The sequence below is a fragment of the Streptomyces brasiliensis genome (genome assembly GCF_014647875.1).
GTDB lineage: Bacteria > Actinomycetota > Actinomycetes > Streptomycetales > Streptomycetaceae > Streptomyces > Streptomyces brasiliensis.
The window spans coordinates 162,959-176,793 of the sequence record NZ_BMQA01000015.1; the positions used below are offsets into that span (position 1 = coordinate 162,959).

The 13,835-nt window shown below is 70.1% G+C and carries 16 protein-coding genes and 2 pseudogenes; 8 read left to right on the plus strand and 10 right to left on the minus strand.

Going from position 1 to position 13,835, the window contains the following annotated elements; translation table 11 throughout:
- Positions 1-192: 192 nt before the first annotated feature.
- The 4 genes and pseudogenes from IEZ19_RS23470 to IEZ19_RS23485 all read right to left on the minus strand — a co-directional run.
- Positions 193-502 (minus strand): annotated as a pseudogene (locus tag IEZ19_RS23470) (cysteine hydrolase family protein); the annotation flags it as partial.
- Between the two features lie 81 nt (positions 503-583).
- Positions 584-1,567: a GlxA family transcriptional regulator gene (locus IEZ19_RS23475; protein ID WP_189313242.1), complete on the minus strand. Its 984-nt coding sequence runs from the start codon at positions 1,565-1,567 to the stop codon at positions 584-586.
- A gap of 876 nt (positions 1,568-2,443) precedes the next feature.
- Complete coding sequence (locus tag IEZ19_RS23480) at positions 2,444-3,616, minus strand: acyl-CoA dehydrogenase family protein (RefSeq protein WP_189313243.1); 1,173 nt, start codon at positions 3,614-3,616, stop codon at positions 2,444-2,446.
- Between the two features lie 134 nt (positions 3,617-3,750).
- A complete protein-coding gene (locus IEZ19_RS23485; RefSeq protein WP_189313244.1) occupies positions 3,751-4,125 on the minus strand; it encodes a four-helix bundle copper-binding protein in 375 nt (124 codons plus the stop codon).
- A gap of 117 nt (positions 4,126-4,242) precedes the next feature.
- On the opposite strand from IEZ19_RS23485, the gene IEZ19_RS23490 reads away from it, so the two are divergent.
- The gene (locus IEZ19_RS23490; protein ID WP_189313245.1) at positions 4,243-4,608 is read left to right on the plus strand and encodes a DUF6479 family protein; all 366 of its coding nucleotides are present in this window, start codon (positions 4,243-4,245) and stop codon (positions 4,606-4,608) included.
- Between the two features lie 42 nt (positions 4,609-4,650).
- Here the strand turns inward: IEZ19_RS23490 and IEZ19_RS23495 are convergent, their stop codons facing one another.
- Complete coding sequence (locus tag IEZ19_RS23495) at positions 4,651-5,115, minus strand: RpiB/LacA/LacB family sugar-phosphate isomerase (protein ID WP_189313246.1); 465 nt, start codon at positions 5,113-5,115, stop codon at positions 4,651-4,653.
- 221 nt (positions 5,116-5,336) lie between these two features.
- Between IEZ19_RS23495 and wrbA the strand changes: the two genes are divergently transcribed.
- A complete protein-coding gene (gene wrbA, locus IEZ19_RS23500; RefSeq protein ID WP_189313247.1) occupies positions 5,337-5,954 on the plus strand; it encodes an NAD(P)H:quinone oxidoreductase in 618 nt (205 codons plus the stop codon).
- Between the two features lie 79 nt (positions 5,955-6,033).
- On the opposite strand, the gene IEZ19_RS23505 is transcribed toward wrbA, so the two are convergent.
- The 4 genes from IEZ19_RS23505 to IEZ19_RS23520 all read right to left on the minus strand — a co-directional run bounded on the left by IEZ19_RS23505 (position 6,034) and on the right by IEZ19_RS23520 (position 8,547).
- On the minus strand, positions 6,034-6,549 hold the full coding sequence (locus IEZ19_RS23505) for a VOC family protein (protein ID WP_189313248.1): 516 nt from the start codon (positions 6,547-6,549) through the stop codon (positions 6,034-6,036).
- Positions 6,550-6,616: 67 nt separating this feature from the next.
- Positions 6,617-7,093, minus strand: a complete 477-nt coding sequence (locus IEZ19_RS23510) for a MarR family winged helix-turn-helix transcriptional regulator (RefSeq protein ID WP_189313249.1) — start codon at positions 7,091-7,093, stop codon at positions 6,617-6,619.
- A 90-nt stretch (positions 7,094-7,183) separates the two neighbouring features.
- Complete coding sequence (locus tag IEZ19_RS23515) at positions 7,184-7,525, minus strand: GNAT family N-acetyltransferase (protein ID WP_189313250.1); 342 nt, start codon at positions 7,523-7,525, stop codon at positions 7,184-7,186.
- Positions 7,526-7,557: 32 nt separating this feature from the next.
- The gene (locus tag IEZ19_RS23520; protein ID WP_189313251.1) at positions 7,558-8,547 is read right to left on the minus strand and encodes a pirin family protein; all 990 of its coding nucleotides are present in this window, start codon (positions 8,545-8,547) and stop codon (positions 7,558-7,560) included.
- 119 nt (positions 8,548-8,666) lie between these two features.
- Here IEZ19_RS23520 and IEZ19_RS23525 point away from each other — a divergent pair, with 119 nt between their 5' ends.
- The 5 genes and pseudogenes from IEZ19_RS23525 to IEZ19_RS50935 form a co-directional block, all read left to right on the plus strand.
- Positions 8,667-9,170, plus strand: a complete 504-nt coding sequence (locus IEZ19_RS23525; protein WP_189313252.1) for a carboxymuconolactone decarboxylase family protein — start codon at positions 8,667-8,669, stop codon at positions 9,168-9,170.
- 202 nt (positions 9,171-9,372) lie between these two features.
- Complete coding sequence (gene dhaK, locus IEZ19_RS23530) at positions 9,373-10,365, plus strand: dihydroxyacetone kinase subunit DhaK (RefSeq protein WP_189313253.1); 993 nt, start codon at positions 9,373-9,375, stop codon at positions 10,363-10,365.
- A gap of 46 nt (positions 10,366-10,411) precedes the next feature.
- On the plus strand, positions 10,412-11,011 hold the full coding sequence (gene dhaL, locus IEZ19_RS23535; protein WP_189313254.1) for a dihydroxyacetone kinase subunit DhaL: 600 nt from the start codon (positions 10,412-10,414) through the stop codon (positions 11,009-11,011).
- Positions 11,004-11,414, plus strand: a complete 411-nt coding sequence (locus IEZ19_RS23540; protein WP_189313255.1) for a PTS-dependent dihydroxyacetone kinase phosphotransferase subunit DhaM — start codon at positions 11,004-11,006, stop codon at positions 11,412-11,414. Before dhaL ends, IEZ19_RS23540 begins: the two co-directional genes overlap by 8 nt.
- Before the next feature lie 248 nt (positions 11,415-11,662).
- Positions 11,663-11,968, plus strand: a pseudogene (locus tag IEZ19_RS50935) (fibronectin type III domain-containing protein); the annotation flags it as partial.
- 103 nt (positions 11,969-12,071) lie between these two features.
- Here the strand turns inward: IEZ19_RS50935 and tnpA are convergent.
- Positions 12,072-12,500: an IS200/IS605 family transposase gene (gene tnpA / locus IEZ19_RS23545; protein WP_189313256.1), complete on the minus strand. Its 429-nt coding sequence runs from the start codon at positions 12,498-12,500 to the stop codon at positions 12,072-12,074.
- 52 nt (positions 12,501-12,552) lie between these two features.
- On the opposite strand from tnpA, the gene IEZ19_RS23550 reads away from it, so the two are divergent.
- Positions 12,553-13,749 carry an RNA-guided endonuclease InsQ/TnpB family protein gene (locus IEZ19_RS23550; RefSeq protein WP_189313257.1) on the plus strand — a complete coding sequence of 399 codons (1,197 nt, stop codon included), beginning with the start codon at positions 12,553-12,555 and terminating at the stop codon, positions 13,747-13,749.
- Positions 13,750-13,835 lie beyond the last annotated feature (86 nt).

Sequence of the window (13,835 nt, forward strand, 5' to 3'; positions counted from 1 at the left end):
GGTTTCGCGGAACTGCCAAGGGCTCGCGGAGAAACCACACGCCGATGCCGTCGACCGACATGCCATTCCCCACCTCCGGCGTCTTCGTCTCCAGGTTGTTGGCTTACTGCGCAGGCACCATGTCCACGGGCCGCCCGGCCTCGAAGTGTTCGCGGGCCCTGGCCCTCAAGAACGCCACTCGACCGCAACTTTCGGGAACTGCTTGACGACGACCGGTTCGCCCTCGATCAGGGCGGCCTCGGTGCGGATCGCGTCGATCTCCGCGCGGATGTCACCGGGCGTGCCCTCACCGCCGCCGTCAACGACGTGGACGACCCGGGCGCCGGCGCGCGGCTGCCAGGAAGCGGGCACCGGACGCGAGGGCGGGCTCGTCGCCGTGCAGCGCCATGACACCGGTCCGGTAGGTGTTCTGGAAGTCGATGACGACGAGGGTGGCGTCGGCGATGCGAGGCAGCCGGTTGTCCAGGCCGACCACGTCGCGGAGGGTCCGTGAGGCAGTCATGGTGGTTCTGCTTCGTGCGTTGTTTCTGGTCAGGGGGCATCGCCGTCCCGCGTGTGTCGCTCGGGATCGGAGAGAAAAGCGTCAGGAGGTCATGCGGAACCGCCGCCGGTAGGCTGCGGGCGTCGTGCCGATCTGCTTGCGCAGCGCGCGGTGGAGCGTCTCCACCGAGCCGAGCCCACACGCGGCGGCGACCTGGTCCAAGGGCCGGTCTGTCCCCTCCAGGAGGCGGCGGGCCGCTTCCACGCGCGCGGACTCAACGTAGGCGCCCGGAGTGGTCCCGGTCTCCTGGCGAAAGACCCGCGCGAAGTGGCGCTCGCTCAGGCACATCCGTGCCGCGAGGGCGGCGGCGGACAGGTCGCCGTCCAGGTGGTCGACGATGAACATCCGCAGATCGTCGATGTCGCGGCGCGTCGCGGGCGGCCGACTCAGCGGGACCGAGAACTGGCTCTGGCCGCCCTGGCGCTTGAGGTACATGACCAGCTGCCGGGCCACCGTCAGGGCGACCTCCTCCCCCAGGTCCTCGGCGACCAGCGCCAAGGCCAGGTCCATGCAGGAGCTGATCCCGGCGCCGGTCCACACACTGCCGCAGCGCACGAAGATCGGGTCGGGGTCGACGGTGACCTCGGGATGCTCGGCCGCCAACTGCGCCGCGGTCGACCAGTGCGTCGTCGCCGTCTTGCCATCGAGCAGCCCGGCGGCGGCCAGCAGGTGCGCGCCCACGCACACCGACACGACCCGCCGGGCCAGCGGCGTGACCCGGGCGACCCACGCCACCACGTCGCCGTCCACGCGGGCGACCTGGCCGCCGGGGCCCGCATCGACCGCCCCGGGGACCAGCAGCGTGTCCAGCACGCCGTCCACCTCGTCGAACGACAGGTCCGCGACCAGCCGCAGCCCCGCCGACGTGACCACCTCGCCGCGTGTCGGCCCCGCGAGTTCGACCTGGTAGCCCGCGGCGCCCCCGGTCTCCTGGTCGGCCAGGGCGAAGACCTCGGCCGGGCCGGTGACGTCGAGGAGGTCGACGCCGGGGAAGACCGCGATGACGACGCGGCGGGTGCTGGACATGGGGCCATCCTGACCCGCGTGACTCGGTGGCGGCAATGACGGTTCGCTGCCAGATGCGGACACGACAGTCCGGCATACGCGTCGGCGCCTGATGCTCCGAACGAGCATCGGACGCCGTTCCGGCGTCGGGACTGGGCCGTGACCCAAGGCCGGGTAGCTCCTGAGCCTTTGCCCACCTCAACTTGAGGCGTTGAGGTGGAGCGTGAGGATCGCTTGACCGAGGGGCCCTCCGCGATGCGGCTCGGACAGCCTCGGCGAGGGCGGGTGCGAGTGCGGCCTGCGTCGGCGCCGGGCTGCCGATCCGGCAGCGGTGTTCACGCAGCCGAGCAGTGAGGAAACGCAGGGACCGGCTGGACACGTCCAGCCGGTCCGGACGGGTGGACAAGCACACGAAGCCTCTGGTGGGGCGAGGGGATCTTGGTCGACCGTCTACCCGGGGCTTCGCTCGTGCGCCAGCCCGACTATCCACCCTCGGCAGCAAGTTGACAAAGGTTCAGTTTGGTGGAAATCCGGAGATTCAGCGCCGTCCGCGCTCTCTCTTGCCTGCTCGCGTGCTCACGGCATCGATGGCGTGTCGCGACCAGTCCAGGTCACCCTGGCTTCCAGTCGCGTCACGGAGTAGTTGACGCAGATCCGTCCATACATGGGCAGCCCCAACTATGGCCACAACAGTTCGGCAACTCGGTCAAGCAATCGAGTCGCGTCATCTGTCCGGGTGGAAGACGTTTCGCGCCCAAGTGGCCGTCTCTTCGCGCCACCGCGTGACGGAGGACGGCATGCACCTTGGGGTCGCACGCCCCCACGAGTGCAACCGGTGGTCTTGGTGCCAACTATCCCTCTTTTGTGCCAACCAAAAGGCCTAGTCACAACAGCGGGTCACCGCCGTACGCGCGGCATCCCCAGTCCGATCCACGAGACGATCTCGCGCTGGATCTCGTTGTTGCCGCCGCCGAAGGTGAAGATCACCGCCGACCGGTAGCCGCGCTCCAGTTCGCCGTGGAGCACCGCGCCCGCCGAACCCTCCTTGAGCGGGCCCGCGGCCGCGACGATCTCCATGAGCCATGCGTAGGCGTCCCGGCGGGCCTCGGAGCCGTACACCTTGACGGCCGAGGCGTCCTGCGGGGTGAGCGTGCCCTCCTGGACGGCGCTCACCATCTGCCAGTTGAGGAGTTTCATCGCGTCGAGCCTGGCGTGGGTCCGGGCGAGACGACGGCGCACCCAGGACAGGTCGACGGCCCGGCGTCCGTCGGCGAGTTTCGTCTCCATCGCCCAGCGCTGCACGTCGTGCAGGGCGCGGATCGCCGTGGTGCCGTGGGCCGCCAGCGTGACGCGCTCGTGGTTGAGCTGGTTCGTGATCAGCCGCCAGCCCTGGTTCTCGGCACCGACGCGGTGGGAGACGGGGACGTTCTCGTAGTAGCTGGCCGTGGTGTCGTGCGAGGCGAGGGTGGTGATGACCGTGCAGGAGTAGCCGGGGTCGGAGGTCGGCACCAGGAGCATGGTGATGCCCTTGTGCGGCGGGGCCTCGGGGTCGGTGCGCACCGCCAGCCACACCCAGTCCGCGGTGTCGCCGTTGGTGGTCCAGATCTTCTGCCCGTTGACGACGTATGCGTCGCCGTCCCGTACGGCCCGGGTCTTCAGCGAGGCCAGGTCGGTGCCCGCGTCGGGCTCGCTGTAGCCGATCGCGAAGTCGATCTCGCCGGAGAGGATCCGCGGCAGGAAGTACGCCTTCTGCTCGTCGGTGCCGAACCGCATGAGAGTCGGGCCCACCGTATTGAGGGCCATCAGCGGCAGCGGTACGCCGGCCTGGGCGGCCTCGTCGAAGAAGATGAACTGCTCCATCGCCGTCAGGCCGCGCCCGCCGTACTCCTCGGGCCAGCCGACGCCGAGCCTGCCGTCCGCGCCGAGCCGCCGGACGGTGTCCCGGCAGAACCGCTTCTGCGCGGCCGGGTCGGCGTACCGGGCGTAGGCGTTGTCCGGTACCAACTCGGCGAAGTAGGCGCGCAGTTCGGTGCGCAGCCGCTGCTGCTCAGGCGTGTGGTCGAGGTGCACGGCGCCTCCAGGCTCCCGGTTCCCGGTCCTGACAGCGCACACGGTAGAACGTGTTTCAGAAATAGGGAATGGCGTGCGGCCGGGAAGTCACCGCGAGGACGTCGGTGGACGCCGGCGGAGCGGGGCGAAGAACGTCAGTCGAGCGACTCGAGGAAGTCGACGCAGGCGCGCGCGCAGGACCGGCACGCCGCCAGGAGTTCGTCGGTGCCGGGCCGGCCGTCGTAGCCGCGGGCACAGTCGAGGCAGACCGTGCGGCACCACTCCAGCTGGACGCGGACGCCGGCCTCGTCCTGGCAGTTCTGCTCGGACAGCAGCCGGCAGGTCACGTCGCACACCTCGGCGCACATGATCCCCTGCCGCCGTACCCGCTCCTGCTCGTCGGTGCCGTCCGGTTCCAGGAGGCTCGCGCGCAGCACACACACGCGGGCGCACTCGGCGCACGCCTGGGCGCACGCGAAACGGTCCTCCAGGAACCGGTACAGATCCTGTTGGGAGGTCGTCGACGTCACGGAGACCGAGTAGCCGGGTGCGGGCGACCCAAACCCGGTTCCGGGGTTGCCGGTGGTCGACGGACGGTAACGGACGGTGTCCGGTTCACCCCGTTCTAGGTGGGGTATCCCATTGCTATGAGTACCGCATCCATGCAGCTCGCTGCGGCGAGCGGACTGATGAGCCTCGTGCTCTTCCTGGTGGCAGTGGCCGTCCTGACCATGCTGGCCGGCAGCTTCTGGCTGGGATCCCGCATCAAGTTCCGCGAGCCTCCCCGGCCGCGCCCCGAGGAACAGCCGCACCTGCCCGCCGAGGGACCGGTTCACGAGATCCGGGAGAACCGGGAGTCCGAAGAGGTGCCCTGGATCCCCAAGGGCGAGCGCCCGCTCACGCCGTACGAGTTGAGCAACCAGCAGACCCGCCCCAGCACGTCGAAGGACCGCCCGCGCTGGAGCAAGGGCTCGAGCGGCTCGTTCGGCGGCGGGGGACTCGGCGCCCACTGACGCCGCCGCACACACCGTCGAACTTCACACTCCCCCACCGGCTCAGCCCCGCGACCGCGGTGCCCGGCCGGCATCCAGCATGCCGAGGTGCGCCACGTTCTGCCGGTCCTCTGTGTCCTCGCTGGGTGCGGCCGCGAACCAGGCGTCCAGGATCTCCTTGAGGACCGCCTCGGAGGTCAGACGCAGGCTGAGGGCCAGGACGTTGGCGTCGTTCCAGCGGCGCGCGCCCTCGGCGGTGTACGCGTCCGTGCACAGGGCCGCCCGTACACCCGGCACCTTGTTCGCGGCGATCGAGGCGCCCGTGCCGGTCCAGCAGCACACGACCGCCAGGTCGGCCGCCCCGGAGGGGACGTCACGGGCCGCCGCCTCCGAACAGAACGCCCACTGTGGGTCCGCCCCGGGCTCCAGCGCCCCGTACACACACACCTCGTGACCGCGTCGGCGCAATTCCTCCACGAGGGAGCGGGCGACGGGTTCGTCCATGTCCGAGGAGACGGAGATCCGCATGCCCGGAGCCTAACCGGTGCCGCGGCCCGGCCGACGACGACAGCCCGTCCAGCGCACGACAGCCCGCGCCGGCCGGATCCAGCTCACGACAGCTCACCTTCACCTGAATCTAGTTGACTCATCAACTTATTCGGTTTAGCGTTCAACAACGTCGTCGGCGCGCGGGGGCACGACCCGTCGGTCTCCCCCGCCCCACCGCACTCTCAACGGAGATTCGAGACATGAGCACGTCCGTCAAGCTGGCTGTCATCTACTACTCGTCCACCGGCTTCAGCGCGGAGATCGCCAAGGAGATCTCCGAGGCCGCCGAGAAGGCGGGTGCCGAGGTGCGCCTGCTGAAGGCCGCCGAACTCGCGCCCGAGGCCGCCGTCGCCTCCAACGAGGCCTGGGCCGCGCACGCCGCCGCGAGCGCTGGTGTCCCGGTCGCCACCCCGGCCGACGTGGAGTGGGCCGACGCGGTGATCTTCGGCTCCCCGACCCGTTTCGGCAACATCTCGTCGCAGCTCAAGCAGTTCATCGACACGCTCGGTGGCCTGTGGGCGCAGGGCAAGCTGGCCAACAAGGTCTACAGCGGCTTCGCCACCAGCGCCACCGCCCACGGCGGCCAGGAGTCCACCATCCTCGCCCTCTACAACTCCATCCACCACTTCGGCGGCCTGATCGTGTCCCCCGGCTACACCGACCCGGTCAAGTTCGTCGACGGCAACCCCTACGGCACCTCGCACGTCGACGCCCAGGGCAACAACCCGGTCGGCGAGACGACCCGCAACGCCGCCCGGCACCAGGCCGAGCGCGTGGTGCAGGTGGCCGCGGCGCTCAAGGCCGGCTTCGCCGCCTGACGCGCACCCCGTGCGACCGGCTGCCTCCCGCCGTCTCCCGGCAGGGGGGCAGTCGTGCTTCCCGGAACATGCCGGGCACTCAGAGCACCTGGTTGCCGTACATCTCACCGAGCGGGTCGGCGATGAGTTCGATCCGGGCGCCGTCGGGGTCCCGGAAGTAGACCGAGACCTCGCTGTGCACCGTGTGGTCGACGCCGGCCTGCTCCAGTCTGCCGACCAGATCGCGCCAGCGCTCCGGTTCGACCGAGATCGCCACGTGGTGCAGGCCGCCCAGGACCTCGGCGTAGGGGCCCACGTCGAGCCCGGGGAAGTCGAAGAAGGCGAGCAGATTGCCGTTGCCGAGGTCGAAGAAGAAGTGCGAGGACCCCGGGTAGTCGCGGTTCTCGATCAGCTCGGTCAGCGGGAACTCCAGCACCCCCTGGTAGAACTCGATGGTGCGCTCCACGTCGCTGCTGATCAGCGCGGTGTGGTGCAAACCCCGTGCGGACGAGGCGGGTCGCTCGCCACTCGGCCGCAGATGCTTCTCCCGGATACGGCGGCGCTCCGCCTCGATGGCCGTGCGGTCCGGCTGTCCGTCGCCCTGCGTCTTCGTCATCGCTCTCCTCACCGGAGTGACGGGTGGTGTGCCTCTTCCACCAGCATCGCGTCCCACGCCGGGCCAGTCATCCGCAGCCGTCGTCCTGTTCGTCCAGATCGCCGAGCACACGCCGCGAGAGGTCCGCCAGCACGCGGACCTCCTGCGGACTCAGCCGGTCGATGAACGCCCGGCGTACGGCCGCGACATGACGGGGTGCCGCGGCCTCCAGCGCCGCACGGCCGACGGGCGTGATGACCACGAAAGCCCCACGTCCGTCCTCCGGGCACTCCTCGCGGACCACCAGACCGCGCTTGGCCATCCGGGCGATGTGATGGGACGTCCGGCTCTTCTCCCACTCGACCGCCCGGGCCAGTTCCAGGAAGCGCCGGCGCCCTTCGGGCACGTCGGTGAGTTCGACGAGAACCGCGTAGTCCGCGAAGGAGAGACCCGACTCCGCCTGCAGCTCGCGGCCCAGCCGGAAGCGCAGCCGGTCGTGCATGCGCACGAAGCCGCGCCAGGCCTGTTCCTCCTCGGCGCTGAGCCAGCGTGGGATCTCTTCCATGACCACAAGTTTAATCAATTGGTGGACAAATCAACGAAGAGAGGGCGACCGTCCGGCCCCGGGGTCGGGACCGGACTCGCAGGTCACCGCTCAGGCCCCGAGCTCGGTCTCCAGCCACTGCAGGACCTCGGGCGTCACCGGGTCGGTGATGTCGCCGAACTCGTGGTGCTTCGTGAGGTACTTGGCCACGTAGGGGCAGACGGGAACGATCCGCTTGCCGCTCGCGCGCACGTCCGTGAGGGCCCGGGTGACGAGGATCGAGGCCAGTCCCTGACCGGCGAAGGCGTCGTCGATCTCGGTGTGGTAGAAGACGCGCTGGTCACCCCGGTCACGGTAGGCGGTGAGGCCGGCCGCCCTGCCGTCGACGGCGATGGTGTACCGGTGCCGGGCGTCGACGCGCTCCACGACCGGAGCGGGGGCGTTCTCTGTCATGACGTACCTTTCGTTGATCGGCGTCGGGACGCTCAGCGGACGGGCGGGTTGCGGCGCGGCCGGATCTGGGCGTTCGGCAGCGCCGGGGCCGGGAGGCGCTCACCGTCGTACCCCTCGACGACGCCGAAGCGGTCGGAGGCGGCCGCCCACTCCTCCCGCGCGCGGACGATGTCGTCGTGGCTGCGGCCGATGAAGTTCCACCACATCACGATCTCCTCGCCGAACGGCGTTCCGCCGAGCAGCAGGACCCGGCCCGTCTCCGCGGACTCGTTGACGAGCGTCAGACTGCGGTGCCCGGGGGCGACGTACCCCATCTCCGCACGCCGCAGCGGCGTTTCAGCGAGGCGCACGGCGCCCTGGTCGACGAGGACGCCGTGCTCGAAGGCCGGGTCCACGTCGAGGGTCACGGTGGCGCCCGGGTCGAGGACGAGTTCCGCGCCGAGGAGAGGCGTGAAGGTCCGCACCGGGGAGGTGTCCCCGGCGAGCGTGCCCAGGAAGACCCTGATCCCGGCGCCGTCCACGCGGACCGGCTCGGGTACATAGGACTGGAAGTCGCGCGGCGCGTCGCGATGCTCCTCGGGCAGCGCGACCCACAGCTGCGCCCCGTGCAGCACAGTGGTGCCCGGGGTCGACACCTCCGAGTGGCTGATGCCGTACCCGCCCGTCATGAGGTTGATCGCGCCCGGCCGCACATACGCGTGGCTGCCCAGGCTGTCGCGGTGCTCGATCTCCCCGCTGAACAGCCAGGACACCGTCTGCAGTCCCGTGTGCGGGTGCGGCGGGACGTGCATGCCGCCCGTCGCAGCCACGTCGTCCGGGCCGTAGTGATCGGCGAAGCACCAGGCACCGATCAGAGAGCGCTGCCGCTGCGGCAGGGTGCGCCGTACCGTCATCGCGCGCGGGCCGCCCAACGGGACGTCCCGGGCTGACAGCACCTCCACGTCCGGTACGGCTCCCCCGTGGCCGTCGTCCGCCGGCACCGGGCAGCGCACCTCGGCCGGTTCCGTCTCGACGTTGCTCATCGTGGCCCACCCCCCGCGCGACGTGTGGTTGATGCATCAACTATCATGCCTGGATCATAGGCCACCACCGCCCGAACCGCACGGCGAGACGGACATCACCCCACCACGAGGAGACCGGAGTGAGCGACGCGACGACGGACCCGAGCAAGCGACGGGTCTACATCGACAAGCAGAGCCCCAAGGCCTACGACGCCCTGCTCCAGACCTCCGAGGCGGTCCGCGCGACGGCAGCGGAGGCCGGTCTCGACCGCACACTCGTCGAACTGGTCAACCTCCGCGTCTCGCAGATCAACGGCTGCGCCTTCTGTCTCGATGTCCACACCAGGGCGGCGCTCCGCGGCGGCGAGACCACGCAGCGCCTCGGCGTCCTGCCGGCCTGGCGGGACACGGACGTGTTCACCCCACGGGAGCGCGCGGCCCTCGAACTGGCCGAGGCGACCACGGCTCCCACCCACGGCGCCGCCCAGGACACCGCCTACGACGCCGCCCGCGCGGTGTTCGACGACGACGAGATCTCCGCGGTGATCTGGGTGGCGATCACGATCAATGCCTTCAACCGCCTCTCCGTGATGAGCGGGCACCCGGTCCGCAGGCCGCGCGCGCAGGCGGCCGTGCAGGCCTGAGCAACTGTCACACCGCTCCTCCCACGAGCCGGCCCACCTCGGCGGCCGGTCCATGGGAGCGCTCCCGCACGGATCCCGGAACGTCCGCCCACGTGACCACTGCTGCTCCAGCGCCGATACTTCCGAGAGTGAGTTTCGAGAACGTTCACCAGCGCACGTCGGGCGACTCAGGTAAACCGGCCAGGCCGGCCAGGAGGTACCCATGAAAATGCTCATCAACGTCCCGGAGACCGTGGTGGCAGACGCGCTGCGCGGTATGGCGGCGGCTCATCCCGAGCTGAACGTCGACGTCGAGAACCGGGTGATCGTACGCCGGGACGCGCCCGTGGCGGGGCAGGTCGCGCTCGTCTCCGGAGGCGGATCGGGACACGAGCCGCTGCACGGCGGCTTCGTGGGGCCCGGGATGCTGTCGGCCGCCTGTCCGGGTGAGGTGTTCACCTCGCCGGTGCCCGACCAGATGGCACGCGCCGCGGCCGCCGTGGACAGCGGGGCGGGCGTGCTGTTCATCGTGAAGAACTACACCGGCGACGTCCTGAACTTCGACATGGCCGCCGAACTCGCCGAGGACGAGGGCATCCAGATCGCCAAGGTCCTCGTCAACGACGACGTCGCGGTCACCGACAGCCTCTACACGGCCGGGCGGCGCGGCACGGGCGCCACGCTCTTCGTGGAGAAGATCGCCGGAGCCGCCGCGGCCGAGGGACAGCCTCTGGAGCGGGTGGAGGCGATCGGGCGGCAGGTCAACGAGAGCTCCCGCAGCTTCGGCGTCGCGCTCAGCGCCGTCACCACCCCGGCCAAGGGCAGCCCCACCTTCGATCTGCCGCCCGGCGAGCTGGAGTTGGGCATCGGCATCCACGGCGAGCCGGGGCGCGAGCGGCGGGCGATGATGACCTCCGGCGAGATCGCCGACTTCGCGGTGAGTGCCATCCTGGACGACATGCCCGCACGCAACCCGGTCCTGGTCCTGGTCAACGGCATGGGCGCCACCCCGCTGCTGGAGCTGTACGGCTTCAACGCCGAGGTGCAGCGGGTGCTCGGGGAGCGCGGTGTGACCGTCGCCCGCACCCTCGTCGGCAACTACGTCACCTCGCTCGACATGGCGGGTGCCTCGGTGACGCTGTGCCAGGTGGACGAGGAACTGCTGCGCCTGTGGGACGCGCCGGTGAGGACGCCGGGCCTGCGCTGGGGGATGTGACACGGCGACAGAAGTGATCAACGTACCTACCACGCAGGGAGTTCCAGTGCTCGACGCCGACTTCTTCCGCCGCTGGGTGGCCGCGACCGCGGCGTCCGTGGACCGTGAGGCCGAGCGCCTCACCGCCCTCGACTCGGCCATCGGGGACGCCGACCACGGCAGCAACATGCAACGCGGGTTCAAGGCCGTGACGGCCGCACTGGAGAAGGAGGCGCCCGAGACGCCGGGGGCCATCCTGATGCTCGCCGGACGGCAGCTCATCTCGACGGTCGGCGGTGCGTCCGGGCCGCTGTACGGCACGCTGCTGCGCCGCACGGGCAAGGCGCTCGGTGACGCGGCCGAGGTCACCGAGGCGCAACTGGCCGAGGCCCTCAGGGCGGGCGTGGAGGGGGTCATGGTGCTCGGCGGAGCAGCGCCCGGCGACAAGACCATGGTCGACGCGCTGGTCCCGGCCGTCGACGCTCTCGGCGACGGATTCGCCGCGGCACGGACCGCGGCGGAGGAGGGCGCCCTGGCGACGGTCCCGCTGCAGGCTCGCAAGGGCCGGGCCAGTTATCTCGGCGAGCGCAGCATCGGCCACCAGGACCCGGGCGCGACCTCGTCCGCGCTGCTGATCGCCGGACTCGCGGAGGCCTCAGGTGAGTGACGAGAAGCTGGTCGGGATCGTGCTGGTGTCGCACAGCGCCGAGGTGGCCGCGTCGGTCGCCGAGCTGGCGAAGGGGCTGGCGGGCGGCGCAACGGCGGTGCCCGTCGCGCCGGCCGGGGGTACGGAGGGCGGTGGGCTCGGTACGAGCGCCGAGCTGATCTCCGCCGCGGCCGCGGCCGTGGACCGGGGCCGAGGGGTCGCCGTTCTCACCGATCTGGGCAGCGCGGTGCTCACGGTGAAGGCGCTGCTCGCCGAGGGCGACGAACTCCCGGACGGCACACGCCTGGTGGACGCCCCGTTCGTCGAGGGGGCGGTGGCGGCGGTGGTCACGGCGTCCACGGGAGCCGACCTCGACGCGGTCGAGGCGGCGGCCGCGGAGGCGTACACGTACCGGAAGGTGTGAGGCACGCCCGGCGGATGCAAGAGGGCCGGGGACCTGAGTGCGTGTCGGCTCAGGTCCCCGGCCGCCTCGTCGGCGCGGGATCAGCGACGACAGCGTTCCGCGCGACAGGGCTGAACTCCCCTGCCTTCGCAAGGAGTTCAGCCGTGAGGACACTCAGCATACGTAACTCTGCCCGATGGTCACCAATGCGGCCCTCTTGATGCGATCGCACCGTCCGCGCCATATTGGTCCGGACCATTGCCGACGGGATGTCCCGGGGAGGCAGAGCCGTGCGACGCGTTCGGTTGTCCCATCTGCCGTCTCTCGCGGCCCTGGTACTGGTCGCCGCCTGCGGCCCGGGCGGGGCCACGGACGGCGGGAACGGGCGGATGCCCGGCGCGCCGACTGGTGTCACGGCCGCGGCCGGGAGCGCCACCAGCGTGCACGTCATGTGGAACGCGCTGACCGACGGTCCCGGCGTCCGGGTGTACGAGGTATATCGCGGCACCACGAAGGTCGTGGAAGTGCCCGGTTCTCAGCACATGGTGGACGTCACCAGGCTCAGGCCGTCCACCATCCCATCTTGCGTGGGTATCCCCGGCTTCAGCCGGGGAGGGAAACGCATCCTCGGGCCGGAGCCGCACAGCGGCGGAGTTCGCTGCGCGACTGCCGTGACGGTCAGACGGGCCGCCTCTGGCCTTCGATGTACTGACGGATCACGGTCAGCGGTGCGCCGCCGCAGGATCCGGCGAAGTAGGAGCGGGACCAGGAGACGGAACCCATCCCAATGCGGTTGATCCGGCCGGTGTACTCGGCCCGCAGGTAGCGGGAGCTGACGCCCTTGAGGCTGTTGATCAGCTTGGACAGGGCGACCTTCGGCGGGTAGTGCACGAGCAGGTGTACGTGATCGGTGTCACCGTTGAACTCGCGAAGCTCGGCCTCGAAGCTGGCGCACACCTCCCGCATGATCTCCTCGCACCGCTTGAGCATGGCGTCATCGAAAACGCCACGCCGGTACTTCGTGACGAACACCAAGTGTGCGTGCAGGTTGTAGGCGACGTGACGTCCGGTACGTACGTCGGAATTTGGGTTCCAGCGGGGTGACATACGCCAAGCGTAGTATGATCTTGGAAGCCGACCGGGAAAAGGGGGTGAACCAGTGATCCGCGCCTACAAGTTCCTCATGCGCCCCACCGTGGGCCAGGAAGGAGCCTTGACGGCGATGCTCCGCGATCACTGCACCCTCTACAACGCGGCGTTGCAGGAACGCCGCGACGCCTACCGGCACGCCTCGAAGACGACGATCCGCTACGGGCAACAGTCCGCCCAACTCAAGGACATCCGGACCTACGATCCTGATCAGGCCCGCTGGTCGTTCAGCTCGCAGCAGGCGACCTTGCGCCGCCTGGACAAGGCGTTCGCCGCGTTCTTCCGGCGTGTGAAGTCCGGCGAGAAGCCTGGCTATCCCCGTTTCCGCTCGAACAAGCGGTTCGACACGGTGGACTTCCCTAAAGACGGCGATGGCTGCCGCTGGGATGCCACCCCGCACGATCCCGTCACCCGCGTGCGCCTCCAAGGCGTGGGGCATGTCAAGGTGCACCAGCACCGGCCCGTGGTCGGCAAGGTCAAGACGATCAGCGTGAAGCGGGAAGGCCGCCGCTGGTACGTCGTCCTCACCGCCGACCAGGCCCAACCTGAGCCCCTCCCCGCGACGGGCGCTGTGGTCGGCATCGACATGGGCATAGCCAACTTCCTCGCCGACTCCAACGGCGAATTCGTGCCCAACCCGCGCCACGGCGCGAAGGCCGCCGCCAAGCTGGAAGCCCCACAGCAGGCCCTGAGCCGGTGCAAGCGTGGCAGCAAGCGACGCCGCAAGGCCGTAGAGGTGGTGGCGCGGCTGCACCGTAAGGTCCGGCGTCAACGCCTGGACCACGCGCACAAGACCGCGCTTGACCTCGTGCGTGGCAATGACTTCATCGCGCACGAAGACCTCAAGATCCGCAACATGAGCAAGGCGCCGGCACCGAAGCCGGACGCCGAGCGGCCCGGCGCGTTCCTCCCGAACGGGGCGAGCGCGAAGGCCGGACTCAACCGCTCGATAGCTGATGCCGGATGGGGGGTGTTCCTCGCGATCCTCGCAGCCAAGGCGGAAGGCGCCGGGCGGGAAGTGATGGCGGTGGACCCCCGCAACACCTCCCGGCGGTGCCCCGAATGCGGGCACACCGCCAAGGAGAACCGGCCCACACAGGAGAAGTTCCACTGTCAGGAGTGCGACCACCAGGCGCACGCTGACACGGTGGGCGCCCTGAACGTTCTACGGGCCGGGCTGGTCCGTCGCGACGCCAACCCGGCATAGCGAGAAGCCCCCCTCCTTCAGGAGGGGGAGGAGTCAGTACGCCCAGCATGGGCGGCAGCTTAAGGGTGAAAGTCCCGAAGAGGAGA